Origin of the sequence: Pigmentiphaga litoralis (assembly GCF_013408655.1) — a bacterium.
Lineage (GTDB): Bacteria > Pseudomonadota > Gammaproteobacteria > Burkholderiales > Burkholderiaceae_B > Pigmentiphaga > Pigmentiphaga litoralis_A.
In genome coordinates, this window is record NZ_JACCBP010000001.1 from 3,736,053 (window position 1) to 3,758,762 (window position 22,710).

Below are 22,710 nucleotides of genomic sequence, written 5' to 3' on the forward strand. Positions count from 1 at the left end.
CCGGCAGAGGGTGTTCTTCTAGTGGTGTCCCGAGTCTAGAAGACGACACCCGCCGGAACCATGCGGCGGATGACAACGCTGATATGTGCCGGGTGCCGCCCTGATGCGCACTCAGGACGGCGACAGGATCTCGATTGCCGCCTCGGCCTCTTCGCGCGACAGGTCTTGCGCAATGATCACGATCGCACCAAGCTGCGGCGCGGCGATCGGCTGGGTCAGGCGCTGCGGTGGGCTGAACAGGTGCCGCACGGCATGGATGGCGTAGACCTCGCCGTCGTCCATGGCAAGAATGGCCTTGAGGCGCAACAAGGCATCGCCGTGCTGCTGCAGGTGCCGGACCCACTTGGCGTAGCGGGTCCAGGACACGGGCGTGTCCACATGGAACGTAAATGAGGTGATGCCATACCTGAGCACATGGCCCAGGCGCAGGGCGGATGCGGACGCCGGCACGCCCGCGCTGTCCGGCGCCACCGAGGAAGGCGTCGTCCAGTCCGCGAAGAAATCGGCTTCGCCCTGCGATGCCGTCAGGGTGGCCAGCCGCAACGCGGCCGTGGGGTTGTAGGCCGGCAGGGCTTGCTGGATGTTCAGCAGGCTGACGGTATCGCACAGGTCCGTCTTGGTCAGGATCAATCTGTCGGCAATGGCGACCTGGGTCGCCGCTTCGCGGTAGCGATCGATGGTCTGCAAGCCATGCACCGCGTCCACCGTGGTGACCGCACCCGCAAAGCGGTAATGCCGCGCCACCGATACGTCGGCGCCCAGGGTGGTGATCAAGGGCGCCGGATCGGCAAGGCCCGACGTTTCGATGACCACGCGCGCGAATCGCGGGATCTCGCCGCGCAGCCGCCGGTAATACAGCGTCTCCAGGCTGTCCTGGAGGGACGTGCTCATCGCGCAGCACAGGCACCCGGAGTCCATCAGCACGACGTCATCGTCCCGCGCCTGCCCGACCAGGACGTGATCCAGCCCGACCTGGCCGAATTCATTGATGATGACGGCCGTATCGGCAAACGCCGCGCTGCGCACGAGCCGTGACAGCAGCGTGGTCTTGCCGCTGCCAAGGAATCCCGTCAGCAGGTAGACGGGAATCGCTTCATCAGGCGGTGACGAGTTGGACGCCATGCGACGATGCGGCCGGGTTCAGGCAGGCGCGTCCGCAGGCTGCGGCGCAGGCAGCGCCGACAGGTAGTCGGCCACGTCTTGCGTGGGGATCACGTCGGCGTATTTGCAGTTCAGGTCGAACAGGTTGACCGCATGGCTGGCCTGGAAGCGATCGAACGCGGCCTCTTCAGGAATGATGACCTTGAAGTTGTACGAGTACGCATCGACAGCGGTTGCACGCAGGCAGCCCGACGACGTGCAGCCGACCAGGATCAGCGTATCGACATCCAGGAAATTCAGATGGCTCATGAAGATGGTGCCAAAGAAGCACGACGGCTTTTGCTTGCTGATCCGGATGTCTTGCGGACGAGGGGCAAGCGGTTCGACCGTGCTGGTGGCGTGGGTGTTGGCCACCACGGTCTTTTCGCCGCCGCGATGGTTCTTGCCGACTTGCACGCCGCTGTCCAGCAGATCGGCCCGCCGTCCGCTTTCGGTGTAGAAGACCGGAATGTTCTTTTCGCGGGCCAGCTCAAGCAGAGGCACCATGTGCGCAACGGCATCCCAGGCCTCGGTCCCGCAGTGGGTGCGGTACTGCTTCAGGCCTTCAAGGATGTCCTGCGGGGTATCGCCGCAAAAGTTGTACTGGACGTCGATGATGAACAGCGCCGGCCGCTTGCCAAAGCCGCCGCGTTTGCCATAGCCCGCCACTTCCAGCACCTGCTTGTCGCGGGGCGTGAGGAAATCGTCCCAGATTCGTTTACGTTCGGTCATGAGGCTGCCCGTTCAAGTAAGAGTAATGGTGGAGTTCAAAGGCGGCGCAGGAAGCGCCCGCCCGGTTCGGTGCGGGCCGCGTCGACGATGCGGCTGTCCAGCGCAACGGTGCGGCCCCGCACCAACGTGCGAACCGGCCAGCCCTTCAGCGTCATGCCCTCGTAGGGCGAGTAGTCGGCAAAGGATTCCAGCGTGGCCGGGTCCACCGTCCGTTCCAGATCCGGATCGACGATCACCAGATCGGCGTCCTTGCCGATCTCGATGCTGCCCTTGGCCGGCAGGTTGTAGATGCGCGCGGCATTGCTGCTGGTCAGCGCCACGATCTTGTCGAGCGGCACGCCGCGGCGGTGGTAGCCCTCGTGCAGCATGATCGGCAGGATCATGCCCGTACCCGGAAAGCCGTTGCTTGCCGCCCAGATGTCCTTGTCCTTGGTTTCGCGTTTTCTTGGCACATGATCGGACCCCAGCGTGGTGATGGCGCCATCGAGCACGCCTTCCCACATCGCTTCGACATCGTCCTGCCCGCGCACCGGCGGATTGACCTTGGCATAGGGACCGGCCGGCGTTTCGTCGTTCAGGAAAAGATAATGCGGGCAGCTTTCCACGTAGATGGGCGGGCCGTCGCGGCGCAGGCGGTGGCGCCGCACCTCGTCCAGCGCCTCGCGCGAACTGAGGTGCACGATGTTGACGGGGGTCCGGGTCTTGGACGCGAAATAGCAGACGCGGTGCACGTTCTCGGCTTCAAGGAAATCCGGGCTCTGTTCGTTCCAGGCCTTGAGGTCGTCACGGCCGGCCGCCCGCAGCGGGTCGCGCAGCACCGGGATCACTTCGACGTTTTCGCAATGCACGCCCAGGACCGCGCCCGGGATCTTTGCCGTTTCCTGCAGGGCCGAATACAGCAGGCCATCATCGATGTCCGTGAAGCCTTTCGACAGTCCAGCCGCGCCCTTGTACATCATGTACAGCTTGTAGGAAGACACCCCGAAGCGGTGCGAGATGTCGTCCAGCGTCTCGACATGCAGATTGCTGGTGATGCCGAAGTGAAAGCCGAAGTCGATGCAGCTCTGGCTTTCCGCCCGGTCGCGCGCGGCTTCGAAGGACTCGCGAATATCGCGTGAACGATGGAAGGACAGCACGGTGGTCGTGCCGCCCAGCGCGGCGTTGCGCGATTCGGTTTCAAAGTCCGTTTCGGGCGATCCGAAGCCGAAGTGCACGTGCGGATCGATGACGCCCGGCAGCACCCAGAGGCCGCCGCAGTCCAGCGTCTCGGTGCCGGCAAGCTGTGCGTCGGGACCGGCAATGACGGCAATGCGTCCGTCCTTGACGCCTAGCGTGCCGCGGGTGAGTCCCCCCTGCGGCAACATCAGCTGCGCATTGGTCAGGACGAGGTCGAGTGTGATCACAGTGATCCTTCGGAAATGGAGGTAGGCAAAAACGTACGCAATACGCTTTTGGGAATGCCGCCTTCGGCCATCAGCTTGCGTTCGGCCGCCGTCAGCACCTGCGGCAGCACCTGGAAGCGGGTGAGTCCCCGCGCGCCCTGCGCCTGCACGTCGATGGGGGACCCATCGAGCAAGGCTTGGGCGACATGGTGGAAAGCAAAGACCTCGGTGCCATCGAGCCCGAGCTGGCGCCAGCCTTCGCCCGGCAGGAACGCCAGCGGCAGCACGCCCATGCCGACCAGATTGGCGCGATGGATGCGTTCGAACGATTCCGCGATAACTGCCTTCACGCCCAGCAGGGCCGACCCCTTGGCGGCCCAATCGCGGCTGCTGCCCGTGCCGTATTCCTTGCCGCCAAGAATGATGACCGACTGGCCCGCGCGGGCATAGGCCTGCGCCGCGTCGAAGACCGACATGGGAACGTCGTCGGGAAAATGGCGGGTCACGCCGCCTTCGGTTTCGGGCATCAACAGATTCTTGACGCGGATGTTGGCGAAGGTCGCGCGGGTCATCACTTCAAAGTTGCAGCGACGGCCCACATAGCTGTTGAAGTCGCGCTGCGCGATGCCGGCATCCAGCAGATAGCGCCCCGCAGGCGTATCGGTCGGGATCTCGCCGCCAGGCGAAATGTGGTCGGTGGTGAGCGAGTCGCCAAACGCCGCGAGCACATGCGTGCGGGCAAGGTCCTGCTCCAGCCGCGTCAATGCGTCATCGTCCAGCGGTCCTTTGAAGAAGGGCGGCTCGACCAGATAGTGCGACGCCGGATCCCACGGAAAGCGCAGGCCCGTCGGCGCGGGCAGGTCATCCCACATGGCCGCGTTGGCGTTGGCGTTGGCAGGGTCGTACGTCCGGGCCAGCAGGTTGCGGTCGTGCGCCAGTGGCAGCAGGGCCGCAACGTCTTCCGGCGTGGGCCACACGTCGCGCAGGAATACCGGCGAGCCATCGGCCGACGTGCCCAGCGCTTCGTGTTCGAAGTCGATATCGATCCGGCCTGCGAGCGCATACGCCACCACCAACGGCGGCGCGCCGATGTAGTTCGCGCGGATCATCTTGTGGATCCGGCCTTCGAAGTTGCGATTGCCCGACAGGACGGCGGCAGCGACGAGTTCGCCTTCGGTGATCGCGGCGACGACCTCGGGCGCGAGCGGGCCGGACTTGCCGCCACAGGTGGTGCACCCGTAACCGATCAGGAAGAAGCCCAGCGCTTCGAGAGACGAAAGCAGGCCCGCGTCGATCAGGTATTGCGTGACCGCGCGTGATCCCGGCGCAAGCGACGTCTTGACCCAAGGCGGCACCGTCAGGCCCAGCGCCACTGCCTTGCGGGCGACCAGTCCTGCCGCCAGCATGACCGCGGGATTCGATGTGTTGGTGCACGACGTGATGGCGGCAAGAACGATGGATCCGTGCCGCAGCCCGGGGGCATCCTGAGGCGCGGCCGGCGTTGCGGCATCCGGCTTGACGCCGAATCCGCCGTCGGACATCGGGGCCGCCAGCCGTGAGCGGAAGTCGGCGGGAATGTCGGCGATGGGCAGACGGTCCTGCGGCCGGCGCGGGCCGGCCATGCTGGGCACCGCCTGGCTCAGGTCGATGTCGACCAACCGGCTGTACGTGGGCGCGGCAGCGCCTGGCGCCCGGAACAGATGGTTCGCCCGGCAGTAGGCCTCGACGAAGTCGACATGCGCGGCGTCGCGATCGGTCGTGCGCAGGTAGGCGAGCGTATTGGCGTCGACCGGAAAGAAGCCGCACGTGGCGCCATACTCGGGCGACATGTTGGCGATAGTCGCGCGTTCGGCAACGCCCAGCTGTTCGACCGCGGGCCCGAAAAATTCGACCATGCAGCCCGCCACGCCGGCTTCGCGGAGCGCCTGCGTGATCAAGAGGGCCGCGTCGGTGGTGGTCGCCGGCGCAACGATCCTTCCGGACAGCCGCACCCCCACGACCACCGGCACGGGAAAGGTGTACGCATGCCCGAGCAGGGCGGCCTCGGCGTCGATCCCGCCCACGCCCCATCCGAGCACGCCCAGCGCGTTCACCATCGGTGTGTGCGAATCCCCACCGATCACGAAATCGGGATAGGCCCACGCGCCGTCGGGGCGCTCTGCGCGCACCACCACCGGTGCAATGTGTTCCAGATTGACCTGGTGGATGATGCCCGTGCCGGGCGGGAAGACGCGCAGCCCGTCAAAGGCCTGCTGCGCCCACTTCAGGAAACGATAGCGTTCATCGTTGCGTTCGAATTCGCGGGCCAGGTTGCGCCCGAGTGCGGACGCATCGCCCCAATGATCGACCTGCAGCGAGTGGTCGACGATCACATCCACCGGAATGCGCGTGTTGACCGCGGCGACGTCGCCCCCTTGAAGCGCGACGGCATCGCGCAGCGCGGCCAGGTCTTGCAGGACCGGCAAGCCGCTGGAATCCGGCAGGATGACGCGCGTCACATGCAGAGGCAGGTCCGCTCCACTGCGGTGCTGCCAGTCGAGAACGGCCTGAACCTCGGACTCGGACACGGGCCCGCCCCAGCTGCGGTGACGCGTCAGGTTTTCCAGCAGGACACGGATGACGTAGGGCAGCTCCGTGACGTGCCGGCCGCCGGTCCGCGCGGCGGAGGCGATGTCGGCATAGTGCACCGGGTGCGAGTCGTAGGAGAACACGTGCGTCATGGCGGGTACGCTGGAAGGAAGTCGGTCCACTGTAATGTTGATGAGATGAAGTGTCAACACATTGACTTGGCGCACTGAACGCGGTCCTTCCTTACCATCCCTATTCAGTCACGACGTCCTCTTCGAACAAGTCCGATCAAATCGCATCACGTCTCGTCGTGACGAGGCTCGCCTGCGTTAACCAGACGAATTACGAACACCCTTCAACCCACGCGGCGCCAGCAAAAGAGTTGACACTTTGCATTCGCGCCGCCAATATGCTGACACTATGACTACGCACCCTCCCCTGTCCGCCGTTGCCGATGAACGCCAGGAACCCCTGGCCGACATGGTGTTCGGCTACGTCCTCGACGCCATCTACGACGGTGAACTTGCCCCCGGCAGCGTGGTGAACGAAGTCGCGCTTGCCCAGAAATTCGGCGTCAGCCGCGGGCCGGTGCGGGAGGCCGTGCGCCGCCTGCAGGGCATTCAACTGCTCACCCGCGAGCCCTACGTCAAGGCACGAGTCGTGTCCTTGTCGGCCGAGACCGCGCTTGAGCTGTTCCAGATGCGCATGGCGCTCGAAGGCATGGCATGCAGCCTTGCCACCCGGCGCATGAGCGATGCGGACATCGCGCAACTGCTGACGGAACTGCAGGAAGAGCGCGAGCGCGAACGGCAGGCCAAACAATCGGGCATCAAGGCGCCACGCGTGTTCGACTTTCATGAACGTGTCGTGAAGGCCTGCGGCAACCAGCGGATCATCCATGCGCTGTGCGGCGATCTGTATCACCTGCTGCGCGTGTATCGCCGCCACTCGGGCACCGTGCTGGAACGCAAGCACGACGCCTACAACGAACATTGGCAGATCCTGCGCGCGATGCAGACCCGCGACGCGGACCTGGCCGAATCGCTGATGCGCTCGCACATCGAACGCGCCGCGCAACACCTTTTCAAGCATCTGATCGACGCCCCCGCCGGGGCGCCTGCCGCACAACGCGCCTGACACGTTGGCGTGTCGAATTTCTTTGGAGTCGAGGAATGACCAATACCCACAAGCTGAGAGCCTTGCTGAACAGCGACGAATTCATCGTGTCGCCGGGCGTCTATGACGGCTACAGCATCCGCCTGGTCGAAGCCGCGGGCTTCAAGACCGCATGCACCAGCGGCGCCGCGGTATCGAATGCGCTGTTGGGCATCGCCGACATCGGCGTGATGGGCCTGAGCGAAAACGTGAATCACTGCCGTCACCTGGCGCGCTCGGTGTCGATCCCGCTGACGGCCGATGCCGACACGGGCTACGGCAATCCGGTCAATGTCTTCCATACCGTGCGCATGTTCGAAGAAGCGGGCGTGGCCGGCGTGAATATCGAAGACCAGGTCAGCCCCAAGCGTTGCGGCCACATGCCTGGCAAGGACGTGATCAGCCTGGCCGAGATGGTCAAGAAGATCGAAGCCGCGTGCGAAGCGCGCCGCGACGATGCCTTCGTGGTCGTTGCGCGCACCGATGCCATTGCGACCGAAGGGATCGAAGGCGCGATCAAGCGTGCGCGGGCCTACGCCGCGGCAGGCGCCGACATGCTGTTCCCGGACGCCGTGCGGACCGAGGACGACATTGCCCGCATCGTCGATGCCGCGGGCATCCCGGTCACTATCAACATGGGATTCGGCATTCGTGCGCGGCCGACGACACCGCTGATTCCGCTGCCACGGCTCAAGGCCCTGGGCGTGCGCCGCATCAGCCTGCCGCGCATGCTGCCGGCCGCCGCCATTCATGGCATGGGCCAGGCCTTGAACATCATGAAGCAGGTCATGGAAACCGGTGAACCCGCCGACCGCCCCGATCTGCTGGTGGGCATCGAAGACATCATGGCCCTGATGGGCTATGCGCAGATGCGCGAGATGGAAAAGCGCCTGACCACGCTGGACGAAACCCTGGACGCCTGACGCCACCATGTCCCTGACCCACACGCCCCACTGCCTGATCACCGGCGCCGCTTCCGGCATCGGACATGCGCTGACGCGGCGTCTGCTGGCGCAGGGCTGGCGGGTGACGGGCGTGGACAGGACGGCAACAGGCCCGGACGATTTCAGCCCCGGCTACACCGGACACACCTGCGATCTGGCGGATGCCGAGGCGCTGGCCTTGCTGGCGGAACGGCTGGCAACGGATCGCTACACCGCCGTCGTGCACGGCGCGGGCATCGTGCGCACCGGCGGCATTGCCGACACGGACGCCACTGACGCCGCGCTGCTCTGGCGCATTCATGTCGATGCGCCGGCCGCATTGATGAAGACCCTTGCCGCCACCCTTCCCGATCAGTCTGGCCGGGTCGTCCTGGTGTCGAGCCGTGCGGTCCTGGGCCGGCCCGGACGTGCCGCGTATGCGGCCAGCAAGGCCGCCCAGATCGGGCTGGCCCGCAGTTGGGCCGCGGAGCTGATCGGGCGCGGCGTCACCGTCAATGTGGTCGCCCCTGGCGCTGTGGATACGCCCATGCTGAACGATCCGCTGCGCGGCGCGCCCGCGCGCGTGACGGTGCCGCTGGGCCGCCTCATCCGGGCCGACGAAGTGGCCGCCACGATCGCGTTCCTGATCGGCCCCGAAGCGGGTGCGATCACCGGCCAAACCTTGTATGTGTGCGGCGGCGCGTCGCTCGACACAGCGCCTTTCTGAAGCGGGACATCGCGTGGCCGACAACTCTTTGAACGGACGTATTGCAATCGTCACTGGCGCGGCCGGAGACATTGGCGCGGCCATCGTGCAGCGCTTTGTGGCTGCGGGCTGCAAGGTGGCCGCGCTGGATCGCGACCTGGATGCGCTGCATGCGCGCTATCCGGAAACGGGGGGCGCCGAAGCCCATGCCGGCGTGCTGTCGATGGCCTGTGATGTGGCCGATGCGCGCGCGACCGAGGCGGCAGTCGCCCAGGTGATCGCCCGCTGGGGCGCCTTGCATATCGTCGTGAACAACGCCGCCACCGTCACGCCGACCGCCACGATCGCCGACCTGTCCCTGGACGACTGGGACACCACGCTGGCCGTCAATCTGACCGGCGCGTGGCTGATGGCCAAGTGGGCCATTCCCCACATGACGCAGGCCGGCGGCGGGGTCGTGCTGAACATCGCATCGCAACTGGGACACGTCACGTCCCGGGGCCGCGGCGCCTATGGCGTCAGCAAGGCCGGCATGCTTGCGCTGACACGATCGATTGCGGTCGATCACGCAATGGACGGCATCCGCGCGGTCAGCCTGTCGCCGGGCGCCGTCATGACCAGCCGGGTGGCGACCCGTTACGGCGGCACGCAGGAAGCGAATGACGCGCTGGCCGGCCGCTATCCCGTGCAGCGCCTGGGCACCGTGGACGACGTCGCGGACGCCGCCCTGTTCATGGTCGGCGATGGCGCCGCGTTCATTACCGGAACCGATTTGTTGGTGGACGGCGGCTACACCGCGGTCTGATTCGCCTTACCTATCACGCATCACAACCACGAAGGGATCGGAGCTCATGAACAAGCACGCAGCATCCAATCAGGCGGGCGCTACCAGCCCGGCCCGACGCAGTTTCGTCCAGGCTTTACTGGTTCCCGCTGCGGCCGCCGCCATCGGTATGACCATTCAGTTACCCGCGCTTGCGCAGACGGCAGCCACCTTCCCGACCCGCGCGGTCACGATCGTGGTTCCGTTCCCGGCAGGCGGCGCCACCGACATTACCGCGCGCCTGGTCGCGGAAGGCCTGACCAAGAAGTGGGGCCAGACGGTCGTCGTGGAAAATCGTCCGGGCGCCGGCGGCAACGTGGGATCCGAATACGTGGCGCGCGCCACGGCCGACGGCTACACCCTGGTGCTCGGCGTGACCGGGTCGCACAGCATCAATTCGTCCGTCTACCAGAACATGCGGTACCACCCGCTGAAAGACTTTGAGCCGATCACGCTGGCCACGCTGTATCCGAACGCGATCGTCGTGAATCCGAACGTCAAGGCCGACAACCTGCAACAGCTGATCGCGTTGCTGAAAACCAATTCGGCCGCGTATTCGTATGGGTCGGACGGCAACGGCACCGCTTCGCACCTGGGCATGGAAATGCTGAAGAACAAGGGCGCGTTCGACGTCACGCATGTACCCTACCGGGGCAGCACGCCGATGCTTTCCGACCTGCTCGGCGGACAGATCCAGATCGGCATCACGGGATTGCCGGCGGTCCAGGCGTACGTCAAAGCCGGCAAGCTGAAGATGATTGCCTTGACGACCGGCGAGCGCTTTTCGTCCGCGCCCGACTATCCGACCGTGGCGGAGCAAGGCTTTCCAGGCTTTTCGGCCCCACCCTGGTCGGGATTCTTTGCGCCCAAGGGCACGCCGGATGACATCGTCCGGAAGATCTCGGCCGACATGAATGCCGTCATGTCCGACCCGACCGCCAAGACCAAAATGATTGCCGCGGGCAGCGAATTCACGCCCGGCACACCGGAAGCCTTCCGCGCCTTTGTGGGCAAGGAAATGGAAAAGTGGGCAGAAGCCGTCCGCATCTCGGGCGCCAAGGTCGACTGACCTGCACTGAAAGGGTGTCGCTTTTGGGGCCGGCGCAACGCCGGCCTCGCATTGCCCGCATTTCGCCGGGCATAATGCCAAGGGCCGCAACGGACTCATCCTTTCGTTGCCCATCGATGCCCTCACCGTAGACACTCCCCATGACATTGCTTTTTGCCCTGCGCCTTGCCGCGCTGACGGTCGGCCTTGCGGCCACCTTCCATGCTCACGCCGAAAGCTTCGCGTCCTCCGCATCGAGCGCCGGGTCGGCGTCGAGCGGCAGCATCTCCGATTCGTCCGAAGGGTCGAGCGACAGTTCGTCCGACGACAAGAAGAAATCCGCCGAAGGTGACTACCGCATTGTCGACGTCGCGCAGGCCCCTGCCCGCCCCGACTACGTCCGCATCACGATGCAGGCCGACGAGCCCACCAAGCGCCTGACGCTGGAGCTGCCCGCCGACACGTTCGCCAGACAGAACCTTGGCCAGGGCGACGTGGTCAGCGCGCACAAGCGCGTGTATGGCTACGAATTTGCGCGCGGCGACACCCAGGAAGCGTTCTACCTGGTGCTGGCCGACGACTGGTTCGACGAACTGGCCCCGCGCCCCGTCGTCATTCTGTGAACGTGGCGCGTCGTATCGCGGCGCGCGCCGCGGTGCTGCGTGCTTCGCAGCCTGTGACGTCATTGCTGCATCTTTTGACGCGTGCTTTGCAGTGCAGGCTGTCGTCGCTGCTGACTGTGTTGTTGCTCGCGGGCAGCGGGTGGAGCGGTCTGGCAGTGGCCGGCCCCACCGACGCCCTGTTCGGCGCATCGGCCTTCTGCGACCGCGGTCATGAATTGACCGCGTCCGAACAAGACAAGCTGCTGCGTTTTTCCGCCGTGGTCCGCGAAGCCCTGGCCGCCACCGGCGACGACGCCGTCCTGATCAGCCGGTCCGGCCTCGACCTGTCAGGCTTCGGCATCCGCTATTCCCACTCCGCCATCGCCTGGCGCAGCGACACCGGCGTGTGGTCCGCGCGCCAGCTGTACTACGCGTGCAACGAAGGCTTCCCGCGGATTTTTGACCAGGGCATCGCCGGCTTTGTGATGGGCACCGATGACCCGGCGGTCGGCTACATCTCCATCGTCAGCCTGCCCAAAGGCGCCGCCGACACCCTGCGCGACGCGTCCCGCAACACACCCTTGGCCTTGCAGCTACTGGCCGCGCAGTACAGCGCCAACGCCTACGCGTACAGCACGCGATATCAGAACTGCAATCAATGGGTGATCGAGATGCTGGGCGCGACGTGGGGTGGACTGGCGTGGGGGCAAGGATTGCGCGAGCGTACGCAAGACTGGTTGCTTGCGGCGGGATATGCGCCCGAGCCCGTCAACGTTGGATCGCACTGGTTGATGTTTGCATCCGGTTTCGTGCCGCTTCTGCATCTGGACGATCACCCGATGGAAGACCGGCAGGCGCTGCATTTGAAGATCAGCCTGCCGGCGAGCATCGAGGGGTTTGTGCGAGAGCGGTATCCGGATGCGAAGCGGGTGGAGCTGTGCCACCGCGGCGGGAAGGTGGTGACGCATGCGGGGTGGACGCCGATGGCAGAGGGGTGCGTGGCGGGTGGGGGTGACGGCGCCCTCTAGTCCACGCCCACCCGTCGCTTCGCCCGATGCACTGTCCCATTGCGCACTGCCCATCGCAAGGGCTTTGCCGCCAACCGGACCGACTGCCGTAGCGCTGCCTGACGCACCGGCCCCAACTGCCGCACACCGAGCATTTCTTGCGCGAACCCCGGCAGCAGATCGATCCCCGCTCGCATCATCAGCCTGACAAACGGCACCGCTAAAGGCCCCGGTGCGGGCGCGGTCAACACCCGCCGCAAGGTTTCCTGCGTGCGCGCGTCATTGACCAATTCGCCCTTCATGCCTTCCAGATAGTTGCGCATGTCCACGACCGTGCGGGGCACGTTCTGCGCACCAAGCCGTTCTGCCACCAAGGCGATCTCGTCCAGATACTGGTTCTGTGCGGCTAGCGGAAAGTCCGGCTGCCGGTACACCAGGAACGACTCCAGAAACGAGGACACCTCGGCCACATGGACCCACGTCAGCAGATGCGGGTCGGACGCGGCGTAAGGCTTGCCGGCGGGCGTCGTGCCGCTAACCGACGCGTGAATGCGGCGGACGTGGTCGATCAGGTGCTCGGCGTCCTGCCGGCTGGCATACGTGGTGGCGGCGACGAAGCGGGCGGTGCGGCGCAGGCGGCCCAGCATGTCCACCCGAAAGTTCGAATGATCCCAGACGCCAGCCAGCGCGGCCGGATGGAGCATCTGCAACATCAATGCGGAGACGCCCCCGGCGAGCATGGCGGTGAAGTCGCCATGCACCTGCCAGGCCATGGAGTGCGGGCCGAACAGGCCGGGGTCCCCGGGCGGGTGGAGGTAGTCGATGGTCTGGCCGGGCATGGTGATGCCCAGCACTGCCGCTTCGATACGCTGGCGCACGAACTCCATATCAGTGCAGGTCGCTCCAGTACGTGCGCAACGCGGTGGTCACTCCGGCAGATCCTTGAACAGATGCTTGTATTGGCGCGGCTGCGAGCGGTGATATTGCTTGGGCGCATCGACCTGCGCGCCGAGCTTGGCGGCGGCGTGCCACGGCCAGCGCGGATCGTAGAGCATGGCGCGGGCCAGCGCGACGGCGTCGGCCTGGCCGGTGGCGATGATGGCTTCGGCCTGCTCGGGCTCGGTGATCAGGCCCACGGCGATGGTGGGCAGACCCGTTGTTTCCTTGATCCGGGCCGCGAAGGGCACCTGATAGTTGGGACCGGCAACGATCTGCTGATGGGGTGTCAGCCCGCCGCTGGATACGTCGATGAAGTCGCAGCCCAGCTTGCGCAGCTGTTCGGCAAAGACCAGTGTCTGCGTCAGGTCCCACCCGCCATCGACCCAGTCGGTGGCCGACACGCGTACGCCGACGGCCTTGTCTTGCGGGAAAGCCTCACGCACGGCAGCAAAGACTTCCAGCGGATAGCGCAGGCGGTTGGCCAGCGACCCGCCGTAGTGGTCCGTGCGATGGTTGGACAGGGGCGACAGGAATTGATGCAGCAGGTAGCCGTGCGCTGCGTGGACTTCGACCATGTCGAGGCCAAGCGCGTGCGCGCGCCGGGCCGAAGCCGCGAAGGCTTCCTTGATGCGCAACATGCCCACGTCGTCGAGTTCGGCCGGCACCGGGTCGCCATGCGTGAATGATTCGGCAGACGGCGCGCTGGGCAGCCAGCCGCCCTGATCGGCGCCGATGCGTTTGCCGCCGTCCCACGGCGCGGCCGTCGATGCCTTGCGGCCGGCATGGTTCAGTTGCACGCCCAGACGCATGTCGGTCTGGCGGCGCAACGCCTCGATGACACGGCCCAGCGCGGCTTGCGTGGCGTCGTCGTACAGGCCGAGGTCGCCCGGGGTGATGCGGCCTTCGGGCTCGACGGCCGCGGCTTCGGTGAACATGGCGGCCGCGCCCGACAGGGCGAGATGGCCCAGGTGGATCATGTGCCAGTCGTTGGCCAGGCCATCAACGGACGAGTATTGGCACATGGGGGAGACGATGATGCGGTTCTTCAGGGGCAGTCGGCCCAGGTCGTGGGGCGAGAAGAGTTGGCTCATGCGGGGTTCCTGTGGGCGGCCGGCAGCGGGCACCGGCGGGGACGTCGGGCTGGCGCTGATGCGGCGGCCCTCATGCCAAAAAGCATACGTCAAAGACAGGGATTTCCCGCAAGACGGGCTGCATCGGAATGCGACCGAGTGCTACGGGCTAGCGGGCCTGCGATGAAGGACTGGCCTGCTGCTGGCCCGCAGGACTGGTGGCAGCCCCTTGAGCAGCAGCACCATGGGCAGCACCTCCGCGATCCAGCTGCCGATACACCTCTTGCGACACCCGCATCAATTCCGCGCGGTCCGCCGCGCCCGACAGCGCGTACCCGAAATGGGCATCGACCCAGTAGAACTGGTTGACGTTGCCTTCGCGCCCGAAACGGAAGGACGAGGTCTCGCCCGCACCTTCTGGCGTCACATACAAGGTCAGCCGCTGCCCGGCTTCAGATGAATACATGAACTGCGCGACCGGTCCGCTGCCCCCGGGCAACAGGCGCCCGCCGACCAGCGAATAACCGAGCGTGCTCAATGCGGGCGCCTTGACCTCGGCTCCCATCCGTTTGGTCAGCCAGGTGACCAGCGCCTGTTCCTGGTCGCCGCCGATTTCAACCGGGCGGCGTGCATCGGGGCTATACACCGCATGCGCAATCGCGGCCCGGTGGGCGAAGCCGGCCAAGGGCGCCGGGGCCGCAGCAGCCACACGATCCGCGGCCGGCGCGGCGTCCAACCATCCGCGCGCGAACCAGGCCATGCTGGCGCTGGCCACTGCAATGGCGACCCCCGCAGCCAGGCCGCGCCACGCAAAGGTCGACGCATTGCGCCGCAGCGGCAGCCGCAAGGGCAGCGGCTCATTCAGGACCGGATTGAGCAGGTCGCACAGCAAGGCGTTCTGCCGCTGCCAGCCTTCGACCCGTGCGCGCGCGTCGGGCTGGTCGGCCAGCCACGCATCGACCTCGGCGCGCCGCGCAGGCGGCAGCTGACCGTCGACCCATGCGTGCAGATCGGCTTCGGTGATCGGCGCGACAGACGCACCCGATGCGTGACCCGACGTGACGCCAGCTGCGGGCGCCACGTGTTCAGAAGAAGAAGGAGGAGGAACGTGCTTCATCGTTATTTGATCCGGTGCAGCCGGCTTGGCGCATCGCGGTCTTCCAAAGCGGCCCCCAGGCGCTCTCGCGCGCGGGACAACCGCGACATGACCGTGCCGATCGGCACGCCGAGTACCTGCGCGACTTCCTGGTAACTGAGCGCCTCGACCCCCACCAGCAGCAGCACTTCGCGCTGGTCGGGCGGCAGACGCTGCAACAGGCGGTCCAGGTCGCGCACTTCCAGGCCATCGCTTTGCGTTGCGCGCGCGGCCTGTTCGGGCAGGTCATCCCGGGCCACTTCATCGGGCCGGCTGCGCTGCGCGCGTAACTGGTCGATGAACTGGTTATGCATGATGCCGAAGATCCAGGCGCGCAGTTCGCCGCGTTTCTGCCAGAGCGGAAAGCGGGTCCAGGCGCGTTCGAGCGTGTCCTGGACGAGGTCGTCGGCCCGGTCGCGGTCAGCCGTCAGCCCGCGCGCATAGCGGCGCAGGCTGGGGATGCACGCGACAAGGTTCGCCTCGTCTTGAGCACGCATGGGAAGGCGCAACCGGAGCCGCGACCCTGGGCTTGCGGCGCTTACTTCTTGACGACGTGCCAGACTTCCTTGAAGTTGTCGCCCGTCTTGTCACCGGCCTTCTTGTCGTTGGCATAGGTGTAGAGCGGCATGCCCTTGACGGCCCACTGCTTGGCGCCATCGTCACGCGTGATGATGGTCATGTCGCCTTCCGGCTTGGCATTGGCAGCAGCCATTGCCGGCGGCCACAAGGTGGCGCACGGGCCGTTGCACGTGCTCTTGCCACTGTTGGCAACGTCCTTGTCGAACGTGTAGAGCGTCATGCCGGCCGACGTCACGAGGACGCCATCGGCCATTTTGACAGGCACCTGGGCATGGGCAAGCGAGACAAACGACGACGCGATGGCCAGCGTCAGGGCGGGGAGCAGACGGATACGCATGATGGTCTCTTTATGAAGTGGTTCGTGCGTGGAAGTGCGCTTGAAAACCGGGGAGTACGGGGCATGGACGGATGCCGATGCCCGCTTATTCCCTTCACTCGAAAAAAAACATCAGGGCAGCAAGGCGGCGTCGGATCCCTGATCTTCGTCAGCATACTGCTCACGCGCGTAATGGCTGGGGGGTTGTCCGGCATGGCGGGCAAACGCCACGCTGAACGTGCTCGCGGAACTATAGCCCACGCGCTCCGCGACCTCGGCGATGCCGCCAGCCGGCTTGCGGCGCAGCAGGTCCTTGGCGAGCGCCATGCGCCAGGCAAGCAGGTATGCCATGGGGGCGACGCCGACCGTCTTGTTGAAACGGTCGAAAAAAGCGGACCGCGACAGCGCGGCCTCGTTCGCAAGCTCCGCCACCGTCCATTCCCGCGCGGGCTGGGCATGCATGGCGCGGAGTGCGGCGGACAGGCGTACGTCCGCCAACCCGCGCACCAGGCCCGGCGACGCGGCCGTGCCGGCTGCCGACCGCAGCGCTTCGATCAGCAGCACTTCGAGCAGACGCGACAGCACGACGTCGCGCGCGGGCCGTTGCGCACGCGTTTCATCGCCCACCAGTTGCACCAGGGTGGCCAGGCGGGCTTCGCCGCGAACGTGCACGCAGTGCGGCAAGAGCGCGACCAGCAATGCCGCGTCGGGCGAACCGAAGCTGCAATGGCCCGCAAGCATGCGCAGGTCCGGTGGGCCGGCCTGTTCACCGATACGAAATTGCCCGTTGCCGACAGCGACCGGCAGGGTATCGCCGCGATCGGTCGGTGGCACGCGACTCGACAGGGTGATGCCGAATGCCGCCGGCACCAGCACGAAATCGCCGGCCTGCAGTTCGATGGGTGCAAGCGTGTCCAGCGCAAGCCAGCATCCGCCTTCGAGCACGACGCAGTAGAACGGCTGGCCGGCGTCCGAGCGCCGAATCCGCCAGGCGCCCGCGCCGAGCACATGCTTGGAGAACCGCGCCGCGGGCTGCAGCAAGGTGACGACCTCGGCCAGCGGATCCACCATGGCCGGACTCCTGCAAATGTTTAACGGACTTTTGATTGTAGCGAGTACGGCTCGGGCAGCCTATCGTGATGTCACACCACCATGACGAAGGCAAACACATGAAGACCGTTCTGATTACCGGCTGCTCCTCGGGCTTTGGCCTGGAAACCGCCCGTCTTTTCCTGGATCGCGACTGGCGCGTCATCGCGACGATGCGCACGCCGCGCCACGACCTGCTGCCCGCGTCTGACGCGTTGCACGTGATCCCGCTTGATGTAACCGATCCGGCAAGCGTGCAGCGCGCAGTTGCTGCGGCCGGGCCGATAGATGTACTTGTCAACAATGCGGGCTTCGGCGCACCGGCGCCGTTCGAGCTGACTTCGATGGAAACTGCGCGCCAGCTGTTCGAGACCAACACCTTCGGGACGATCGCGGTCACGCAGGCGGTGCTGCCACAGATGCGGCAACGCGGGTCGGGGGTGATCGTGAACGTGACGTCGAGCGTGACGCTCAAGCCCCTGCCCCTGGTCAGCATGTATCGGGCTGCGAAGGCAGCGGTCAACGCAGTGACCGAATCGCTGGCAAGTGAAGTCGCGCAGTTCGGCGTCCGGGTGCACCTGGTGTTGCCGGGATCGTCGGGCGAGACGCGATTTCGTGAGACCGCTTACGAATATCTGAAGGGCACGGACGATCCGGTATATGGCGACTTCATGAAGCAGACGATTGCACGCATGATGGCTTCCACGGGCCCCGGCACGCAGGCCCGCGATGTGGCCGAGGCGGTATGGCTGGCCGCGACGGATCCGGCCGCCCCGCTGCGGATTCCGGCAGGGGCTGACGCGGTGCAGTGGGCGGCGGAGGTGGGCTGAAAAACGCGGCGGAAGATGCGGGTTGCGCAAGCCGACTGAGCAGGCGCGCTGAAGGCGACAGCGCGCCTGTTTGCTTACTCACGCCTGTTGGCTTACTCGCGCCAGACAGCGTCCGAGCTACCTAAAGGCACCGGCGCGGTATCCCACGCCATGGGCGCACCATCGACCACCACGGGTGCATGCAGGCGCTGCAATGGACCCCATACGGTGTCGATATGAGCGGGGTTGAGGTCGGCCGTGCTGCGTTCGGCAAAGGCGGCCGAGGCCGCCGGGGCCGCAACCCCGCCCGATACGGCATGCGATACGCCGTCCGATACGCCATCCAACACGTCATTTGCCACCGTCGCATCCACCAGCAGCTTGGCGGTGCGTGCCAGCGACGCGTGGATCTCTGCGCCGTGCCCGGTCTGCAACCGCGTTGTCAGGCCACGCAAGACAGCGGCGGCCATCAGGTAGCCGGTGCCGTGGTCCAGGGCCTGCATGGGCAGCGGCACGGGCTTCTCGGCGCCGGCCGCGATCATGCCGGCGTGGGCAATACCGCTGCTCATTTGCACCAGGCTGTCAAAGCCGCGGCGGTGCTGCCACGGGCCGGTCCATCCATAGGCATCGAGCGACACGTCGATCAGCCCGGGGCACAGGCGCGCGCGCGTGGCGGCGTCGAAGCCCAGGTGGGTCAGCGCATCGGACCGGTAGCCGTGCACCAGCACATCGGCCTGGGACAGCAGTTCCTTGAAGCGTTCACGGCCTGCCGGATCGGACAGGTCCAGGCGCGCGCAGCGTTTGCCGGGCGTGACGTCGGGCTCGTGCGTTGGCTCCTTCCACCAGGGCGGGTCGAGCCGCAAGACCTCGGCGCCATAGGCGGCCAGGAAGCGCGTCGCGATCGGGCCAGCCAGCACGCGGGTCAGGTCCAGGACGCGGACGCCTGCAAGCGGGCGGGCAGGATCGTGTTCAGGCAAGGACCGGGTGGCGCCACCGTGCGCGTGGCCCGGTTCCGCAGCATGGGATCGGGCAGCGTCTTGCTGCATGAGGTCTTGCCGCGCGTGCTCATGCCAATGCAGCAAGGGCTCCTTTGCCACGGCCTGACCTTGGGGATGCGCGGCCCATTGCGCCACCGACCGCAGGGTGGCGGCGCATCCGCCGCGTTCGACCACGGCGGTTTCCAGATCATCCGCCGACCACGTCGCCACAGCAGCCGCGACCTTCGCGCGGTCTGCGGGATCGCCTGCCGTATCGGTCACGCCAAGCACGGCCATGGCGGCCGCGCGATGATGCGCGGCGTTGGTGTGCAGGCGGATCCAGCCATCGTTCGTGCGGTAATCCCCCGCGACGGCATCCCATGACGGCGGCAAGTCCCAGCCGATCGGATCGACGGACACGGTGAACCACAAGGAAGCAAGACGACGATCCACCGTGACGGACGACGCGGCGTCCATTGACCTGCCTGACCGCGCCGCCTGCCATTCCGCAAGCGCCAGGCCCGCCGTCCCCACCGCGGCCGCCGCAAAGTCGGTGGCGTGAAACGCCGAGGGCATCCGTTGGTCGCCAGTGGCCTGGACCTTGGCAAGCCATGCCGCGTCTCCCCCTGCCCCCGTCCACAACTGCGACAGGAAGTGGTCGAAGGGGGCAGCGTTGGGCAGAGTCGGGCGAGACATGGCGAGGCAGTCCTTGTCGGAAACGTACGGCGCAGATTGAACGGGGCAGTTCAGCGCATCAGGTCGAGATACAGGCCTTCGACCTTTTCGCGCGCCCAGGGCGTGCGGCGCAGAAAGGTCAGGCTGGACTTGATGCTGGGATCGTTGCGAAAGCAACGAATGTCGACGCGCTCGGCAAGGCCCTCCCAACCATGGTGGGCCTGCAGCGCGACCAGCATGGCTTCAAGGGTCACGCCATGCAAAGGATTCTTGGGTTGCAAGCTCATGGTCGGATCTGAAGAACGTCAAGCCGGCATGCTAGCACCACGCACCTGACAACGAGGCGGTCGGATCATTCGACCCGCAGCGTCAGCCCGGCGGTCTTGACGTTGACAGTGGGAAAGCGCGCCATGGCCTGGGGATCGCCACGCAGTGCCGCGAAATACCCGCTTTGCGCGGTCACCACCATCAGCGGCATCTGGCCCGGCGTGACGACCGCCTTGCCTTTGCGCGCGGCCTTGAGCGACAGGACCAGCATCGTGCGCTCGTAGTAACGCTTGCCGGCGACCTGCGTCAGGGTCTTGTCGGCCATCGGATCGATGTCACTGTCAACGATATCGAAGTGCGCCGACAGCGCCTTGGCCAGACCCGGTACGCCTGACGCGGTGTCGATATCCGCGCCGCCCGCCAGCGCGTCGGACTGGCCTTCCGCCCGTGGCGCCGGCTTGTTGACCGGACGCACGCTGTGGCGGGAATACAGCATCAGCCGCAACGTGACGGGATCGCCCGGCTTGACGCGGGTACGGTCCGCTTTCCATTCCAGGCGGATGTCGCCGGGGGCCACCGTCACCTTGTCGATCACTTCCAGCTTGATCTCGCCCGCATAGACCGGCGTGCCCTGCACGTCGATCTTCGCGCGGGGCAAGGTGATCACGCCGGTCTTCATGAAGCGGGCATGCGTGCGAAGCGACGCGTGGTCGCCTTGGGCATCGGTCTGCGTGGCAAACTCGCCAAGGCCCGTGGTGATCTCCAGTCCGTCCACCGTGGGCGGCACGAAGGTGCCCGCATCGGGCAGCGCGTTCAGTATGAAATCGAGCGGAAAGACTTCGCCCTTCATTACGACAGGCGGAGCGATGGTTGTGAGTTGCAACGGTGTCTGGCGCTCGGCCGGCGCGGGTTTGCTGGCGGGTTTCCTGGCAGACGATGCGGCCAACGAGGATGCATTGGCAGGCGTGCCCGCCGCGGCAGTGCTGTCCGCTTTCACATCGGCGGTGCCTTCCGGGCCCCGGCCACAGGCCGCAAGAGCCAGCACCACACCTGCCGCGGCGGTCAGCCCGAGGCCGCGCAGCAGCGTGCCGGCCACGGTTCCGGCCACGACATTCCGGAGCGCAAACAGGTTGCGAATCACAACTTCGGGATGCGGAGCGTCTTGCTGATCATCAGCGAACCCGACAGCACGAACAGCAATGCCAGGGGATGGAACTGCCACGGACCGATGGTCCACGCGCCCAAGTACAGCTGGTCGCCGATGCGGCCTTGCCACGCGGCGAAGGCCAGCACCGCGGTCAACACGACGCTGGTCGGGATCGGCGTGCCTTCGAAATACGGGACCTTATCGGCGCCTTCGGACAGCGTTTCGGCGGTGACGTTATAGCGGGCAAGGCGTCCCACGCCGCAGCACACGAAGTAGATCAGCGCAGCCGCGTCCCAGCCGCCCGTCATGCCGGCGGCATAGCCCAAGGCAGCCGGGGCCACGCCGAACGAGATCACGTCGGCCAGCGAATCGAGTTCGCGGCCGAATGCCGAATGGGTCTGCTGCCACCGTGCAATGCGGCCATCGGCCACATCGAAGGCGAACGCGAACGGCGCCATCAGCGCGGCCACATAGAAGTGCAGCATGTCGGCGCGGCCCACGTAGGCCATGGCCAGCAGCACGCCCGCCACACCGCAGGCCGCGTTGCCCAGGGTAAAGAAATCCGCCAGGCGGAAGTCGCGGATCATCGAAAAATGCTTGCGAGGACGGGGCGGGACGGAACTCATGAAAATCCTTGCGATGCACGTCGGGGCGGAGGGGGAGTGTCGCATTGACACGACCCCTGCACTGTAACGATTGTCATCCGACCCTGCTTACGCCGCCTGCTGCAACTGCGCTTCCAGCGTGGCTTTCAGGCCCGGATCCAGCTTCATCTGGCGGGCCAGTTCGTCCAGATAGGCCCGTTCCATATAGCTTTCCTCGTCCACGATCAGAAGGCTGGCCAGGTACATCTCGGCCGCGATTTCCGGTGTGGTGGCGGACCTGGCGACTGCCGCCGGATCCAGGGGCTTGGCCAGTTCCGCTTCCAGCCAGGCGCGGTCCGCCGGGTCGGTGGACAGCTTGTTGAGTTCGCCTTCGAGCAGCTGCCGTTCCTCCGCGCCGATATGCCCGTCCGCCTTGGACGCGCCGATCATCGCGACCAGGACCGCATTGCTGTGCTCTTCGGCCTGCGCACCGGTCACCCGGTCCAGCGTTTGGGGCTCGGGCAGGCTCAGGGAAGCCGCCTGGCCGGCGGGTGCGGCTTGCGGTTCGATCGTCGCCGTGCCATGAATCGGCGCGCCCGCCGCGGCGGTCGATCCCGCCGCCGCGCTCTGCTGATTGCGCTGCCAGTCCGAATACGCGCGGTAGGCGACCGCACCCAGCGCCGCCATGCCACCCATCATGGCGACCGACCCGCCCATCTTCCGCATCTTTTTGTTACTCAGCAGCATCGTCAGCGCGCTGCCACTCAGGGCGCCGCCGCCAAAACCCGACAGCAACGAGCCCAGCCCGCCACCCGATTTTGAACCTGAGCCGAGCAAATTGCCCAGGCCGCCCAGTGCGCCGCCGGCGCCACTATCCTGCACGCGGGCAGGCTGGCCGCCGTTTGATCCCTGCAGATGGCCAGAGGCTTCCTTGACCAGGCTTTGGCCTGACTGCAACAGTTGGTCCAGCAATTGACGAGCGCTCACGGCATCCTCCAGTTCATACAAGATAGGGAGTCAGACGGGGGCGGACGGCA

At 66.2% G+C, this 22,710-nt stretch carries 23 protein-coding genes; 8 read left to right on the forward strand and 15 right to left on the reverse strand.

What is annotated here, in order from left to right:
- Positions 1-111: 111 nt before the first annotated feature.
- From HD883_RS16970 to acnA, 4 genes are read right to left on the reverse strand one after another with little or no spacing between them, the layout of a single operon-like run.
- Positions 112-1,122 (reverse strand): CobW family GTP-binding protein, encoded by a 1,011-nt coding sequence (locus tag HD883_RS16970; RefSeq protein ID WP_179583384.1) that lies wholly within the window; start codon positions 1,120-1,122, stop codon positions 112-114.
- An 18-nt stretch (positions 1,123-1,140) separates the two neighbouring features.
- Complete coding sequence (locus HD883_RS16975; RefSeq protein WP_179583382.1) at positions 1,141-1,872, reverse strand: isochorismatase family protein; 732 nt, start codon at positions 1,870-1,872, stop codon at positions 1,141-1,143.
- 35 nt (positions 1,873-1,907) lie between these two features.
- The gene (locus tag HD883_RS16980) at positions 1,908-3,236 is read right to left on the reverse strand and encodes a dihydroorotase (protein ID WP_179588503.1); all 1,329 of its coding nucleotides are present in this window, start codon (positions 3,234-3,236) and stop codon (positions 1,908-1,910) included.
- A gap of 35 nt (positions 3,237-3,271) precedes the next feature.
- A complete protein-coding gene (gene acnA, locus HD883_RS16985; protein ID WP_179583380.1) occupies positions 3,272-5,974 on the reverse strand; it encodes an aconitate hydratase AcnA in 2,703 nt (900 codons plus the stop codon).
- 268 nt (positions 5,975-6,242) lie between these two features.
- Here acnA and HD883_RS16990 point away from each other — a divergent pair, with 268 nt between their 5' ends.
- The 7 genes from HD883_RS16990 to HD883_RS17020 all read left to right on the forward strand — a co-directional run bounded on the left by HD883_RS16990 (position 6,243) and on the right by HD883_RS17020 (position 12,107).
- Positions 6,243-6,959 (forward strand): GntR family transcriptional regulator, encoded by a 717-nt coding sequence (locus HD883_RS16990; protein WP_179583378.1) that lies wholly within the window; start codon positions 6,243-6,245, stop codon positions 6,957-6,959.
- Between the two features lie 35 nt (positions 6,960-6,994).
- Complete coding sequence (locus tag HD883_RS16995) at positions 6,995-7,900, forward strand: isocitrate lyase/PEP mutase family protein (protein ID WP_179583376.1); 906 nt, start codon at positions 6,995-6,997, stop codon at positions 7,898-7,900.
- A gap of 7 nt (positions 7,901-7,907) precedes the next feature.
- Positions 7,908-8,627, forward strand: coding sequence for an SDR family NAD(P)-dependent oxidoreductase (locus tag HD883_RS17000; RefSeq protein WP_179583374.1), 720 nt, complete (start codon positions 7,908-7,910; stop codon positions 8,625-8,627).
- Between the two features lie 13 nt (positions 8,628-8,640).
- The gene (locus tag HD883_RS17005; RefSeq protein ID WP_373563393.1) at positions 8,641-9,411 is read left to right on the forward strand and encodes an SDR family NAD(P)-dependent oxidoreductase; all 771 of its coding nucleotides are present in this window, start codon (positions 8,641-8,643) and stop codon (positions 9,409-9,411) included.
- 148 nt (positions 9,412-9,559) lie between these two features.
- A complete protein-coding gene (locus HD883_RS17010; RefSeq protein WP_179583369.1) occupies positions 9,560-10,498 on the forward strand; it encodes a Bug family tripartite tricarboxylate transporter substrate binding protein in 939 nt (312 codons plus the stop codon).
- Between the two features lie 140 nt (positions 10,499-10,638).
- The gene (locus HD883_RS17015; RefSeq protein ID WP_179583367.1) at positions 10,639-11,100 is read left to right on the forward strand and encodes a hypothetical protein; all 462 of its coding nucleotides are present in this window, start codon (positions 10,639-10,641) and stop codon (positions 11,098-11,100) included.
- Between the two features lie 98 nt (positions 11,101-11,198).
- Positions 11,199-12,107 (forward strand): DUF2145 domain-containing protein, encoded by a 909-nt coding sequence (locus tag HD883_RS17020; protein WP_179588502.1) that lies wholly within the window; start codon positions 11,199-11,201, stop codon positions 12,105-12,107.
- Here HD883_RS17020 and HD883_RS17025 read toward each other — a convergent pair.
- From HD883_RS17025 to HD883_RS17050, 6 genes are all read right to left on the reverse strand, one after another.
- Entirely contained in the window at positions 12,104-12,973 is an 870-nt protein-coding gene (locus HD883_RS17025; RefSeq protein WP_179583365.1) for an oxygenase MpaB family protein, read from the reverse strand. The two genes, HD883_RS17020 and HD883_RS17025, sit on opposite strands and share 4 nt — an antisense overlap.
- 39 nt (positions 12,974-13,012) lie before the next feature.
- Positions 13,013-14,116 (reverse strand): NADH:flavin oxidoreductase/NADH oxidase, encoded by a 1,104-nt coding sequence (locus HD883_RS17030; RefSeq protein ID WP_179583363.1) that lies wholly within the window; start codon positions 14,114-14,116, stop codon positions 13,013-13,015.
- 148 nt (positions 14,117-14,264) lie between these two features.
- Positions 14,265-15,212 (reverse strand): anti-sigma factor, encoded by a 948-nt coding sequence (locus tag HD883_RS17035; RefSeq protein WP_257022266.1) that lies wholly within the window; start codon positions 15,210-15,212, stop codon positions 14,265-14,267.
- Positions 15,213-15,214: 2 nt separating this feature from the next.
- Entirely contained in the window at positions 15,215-15,727 is a 513-nt protein-coding gene (locus HD883_RS17040; protein ID WP_179583361.1) for an RNA polymerase sigma factor, read from the reverse strand.
- A 41-nt stretch (positions 15,728-15,768) separates the two neighbouring features.
- Positions 15,769-16,146: a COG4315 family predicted lipoprotein gene (locus HD883_RS17045; RefSeq protein ID WP_179583359.1), complete on the reverse strand. Its 378-nt coding sequence runs from the start codon at positions 16,144-16,146 to the stop codon at positions 15,769-15,771.
- A 111-nt stretch (positions 16,147-16,257) separates the two neighbouring features.
- Entirely contained in the window at positions 16,258-17,196 is a 939-nt protein-coding gene (locus HD883_RS17050; protein ID WP_179583358.1) for an AraC family transcriptional regulator, read from the reverse strand.
- Between the two features lie 98 nt (positions 17,197-17,294).
- Between HD883_RS17050 and HD883_RS17055 the strand changes: the two genes are divergently transcribed.
- Positions 17,295-18,044: an SDR family oxidoreductase gene (locus tag HD883_RS17055; protein ID WP_179583356.1), complete on the forward strand. Its 750-nt coding sequence runs from the start codon at positions 17,295-17,297 to the stop codon at positions 18,042-18,044.
- A gap of 92 nt (positions 18,045-18,136) precedes the next feature.
- Here the strand turns inward: HD883_RS17055 and HD883_RS17060 are convergent, their stop codons facing one another.
- The 5 genes from HD883_RS17060 to HD883_RS17080 form a co-directional block, all read right to left on the reverse strand.
- Positions 18,137-19,696 carry a CoA transferase gene (locus HD883_RS17060; protein ID WP_179583354.1) on the reverse strand — a complete coding sequence of 520 codons (1,560 nt, stop codon included), beginning with the start codon at positions 19,694-19,696 and terminating at the stop codon, positions 18,137-18,139.
- 50 nt (positions 19,697-19,746) lie between these two features.
- Entirely contained in the window at positions 19,747-19,962 is a 216-nt protein-coding gene (locus HD883_RS17065; protein WP_179583352.1) for a VF530 family protein, read from the reverse strand.
- A 65-nt stretch (positions 19,963-20,027) separates the two neighbouring features.
- A complete protein-coding gene (locus HD883_RS17070; protein ID WP_179583350.1) occupies positions 20,028-21,050 on the reverse strand; it encodes a hypothetical protein in 1,023 nt (340 codons plus the stop codon).
- 29 nt (positions 21,051-21,079) lie between these two features.
- Positions 21,080-21,715, reverse strand: a complete 636-nt coding sequence (locus tag HD883_RS17075) for a CDP-alcohol phosphatidyltransferase family protein (RefSeq protein WP_179583348.1) — start codon at positions 21,713-21,715, stop codon at positions 21,080-21,082.
- An 87-nt stretch (positions 21,716-21,802) separates the two neighbouring features.
- On the reverse strand, positions 21,803-22,660 hold the full coding sequence (locus HD883_RS17080) for a tellurite resistance TerB family protein (RefSeq protein ID WP_179583346.1): 858 nt from the start codon (positions 22,658-22,660) through the stop codon (positions 21,803-21,805).
- Positions 22,661-22,710 lie beyond the last annotated feature (50 nt).

What these genes read in the sequence shown, in the direction of transcription:
- HD883_RS16970 (WP_179583384.1), bottom strand. Translation starts at nt 1,122, where the DNA reads ATGGCGTCCAACTCGTCACCGCCTGATGAAGCGATTCCCGTCTACCTG.
- HD883_RS16975 (WP_179583382.1), bottom strand. Translation starts at nt 1,872, where the DNA reads ATGACCGAACGTAAACGAATCTGGGACGATTTCCTCACGCCCCGCGAC.
- HD883_RS16980 (WP_179588503.1), bottom strand. Translation starts at nt 3,236, where the DNA reads ATGTTGCCGCAGGGGGGACTCACCCGCGGCACGCTAGGCGTCAAGGAC.
- acnA (WP_179583380.1), bottom strand. Translation starts at nt 5,974, where the DNA reads ATGACGCACGTGTTCTCCTACGACTCGCACCCGGTGCACTATGCCGAC.
- HD883_RS16990 (WP_179583378.1), top strand. Translation starts at nt 6,243, where the DNA reads ATGACTACGCACCCTCCCCTGTCCGCCGTTGCCGATGAACGCCAGGAA.
- HD883_RS16995 (WP_179583376.1), top strand. Translation starts at nt 6,995, where the DNA reads ATGACCAATACCCACAAGCTGAGAGCCTTGCTGAACAGCGACGAATTC.
- HD883_RS17000 (WP_179583374.1), top strand. Translation starts at nt 7,908, where the DNA reads ATGTCCCTGACCCACACGCCCCACTGCCTGATCACCGGCGCCGCTTCC.
- HD883_RS17010 (WP_179583369.1), top strand. Translation starts at nt 9,560, where the DNA reads ATGACCATTCAGTTACCCGCGCTTGCGCAGACGGCAGCCACCTTCCCG.
- HD883_RS17015 (WP_179583367.1), top strand. Translation starts at nt 10,639, where the DNA reads ATGACATTGCTTTTTGCCCTGCGCCTTGCCGCGCTGACGGTCGGCCTT.
- HD883_RS17025 (WP_179583365.1), bottom strand. Translation starts at nt 12,973, where the DNA reads ATGGAGTTCGTGCGCCAGCGTATCGAAGCGGCAGTGCTGGGCATCACC.
- HD883_RS17030 (WP_179583363.1), bottom strand. Translation starts at nt 14,116, where the DNA reads ATGAGCCAACTCTTCTCGCCCCACGACCTGGGCCGACTGCCCCTGAAG.
- HD883_RS17035 (WP_257022266.1), bottom strand. Translation starts at nt 15,212, where the DNA reads ATGAAGCACGTTCCTCCTCCTTCTTCTTCTGAACACGTGGCGCCCGCA.
- HD883_RS17040 (WP_179583361.1), bottom strand. Translation starts at nt 15,727, where the DNA reads ATGCGTGCTCAAGACGAGGCGAACCTTGTCGCGTGCATCCCCAGCCTG.
- HD883_RS17045 (WP_179583359.1), bottom strand. Translation starts at nt 16,146, where the DNA reads ATGCGTATCCGTCTGCTCCCCGCCCTGACGCTGGCCATCGCGTCGTCG.
- HD883_RS17050 (WP_179583358.1), bottom strand. Translation starts at nt 17,196, where the DNA reads ATGGTGGATCCGCTGGCCGAGGTCGTCACCTTGCTGCAGCCCGCGGCG.
- HD883_RS17055 (WP_179583356.1), top strand. Translation starts at nt 17,295, where the DNA reads ATGAAGACCGTTCTGATTACCGGCTGCTCCTCGGGCTTTGGCCTGGAA.
- HD883_RS17060 (WP_179583354.1), bottom strand. Translation starts at nt 19,696, where the DNA reads ATGTCTCGCCCGACTCTGCCCAACGCTGCCCCCTTCGACCACTTCCTG.
- HD883_RS17065 (WP_179583352.1), bottom strand. Translation starts at nt 19,962, where the DNA reads ATGAGCTTGCAACCCAAGAATCCTTTGCATGGCGTGACCCTTGAAGCC.
- HD883_RS17075 (WP_179583348.1), bottom strand. Translation starts at nt 21,715, where the DNA reads ATGAGTTCCGTCCCGCCCCGTCCTCGCAAGCATTTTTCGATGATCCGC.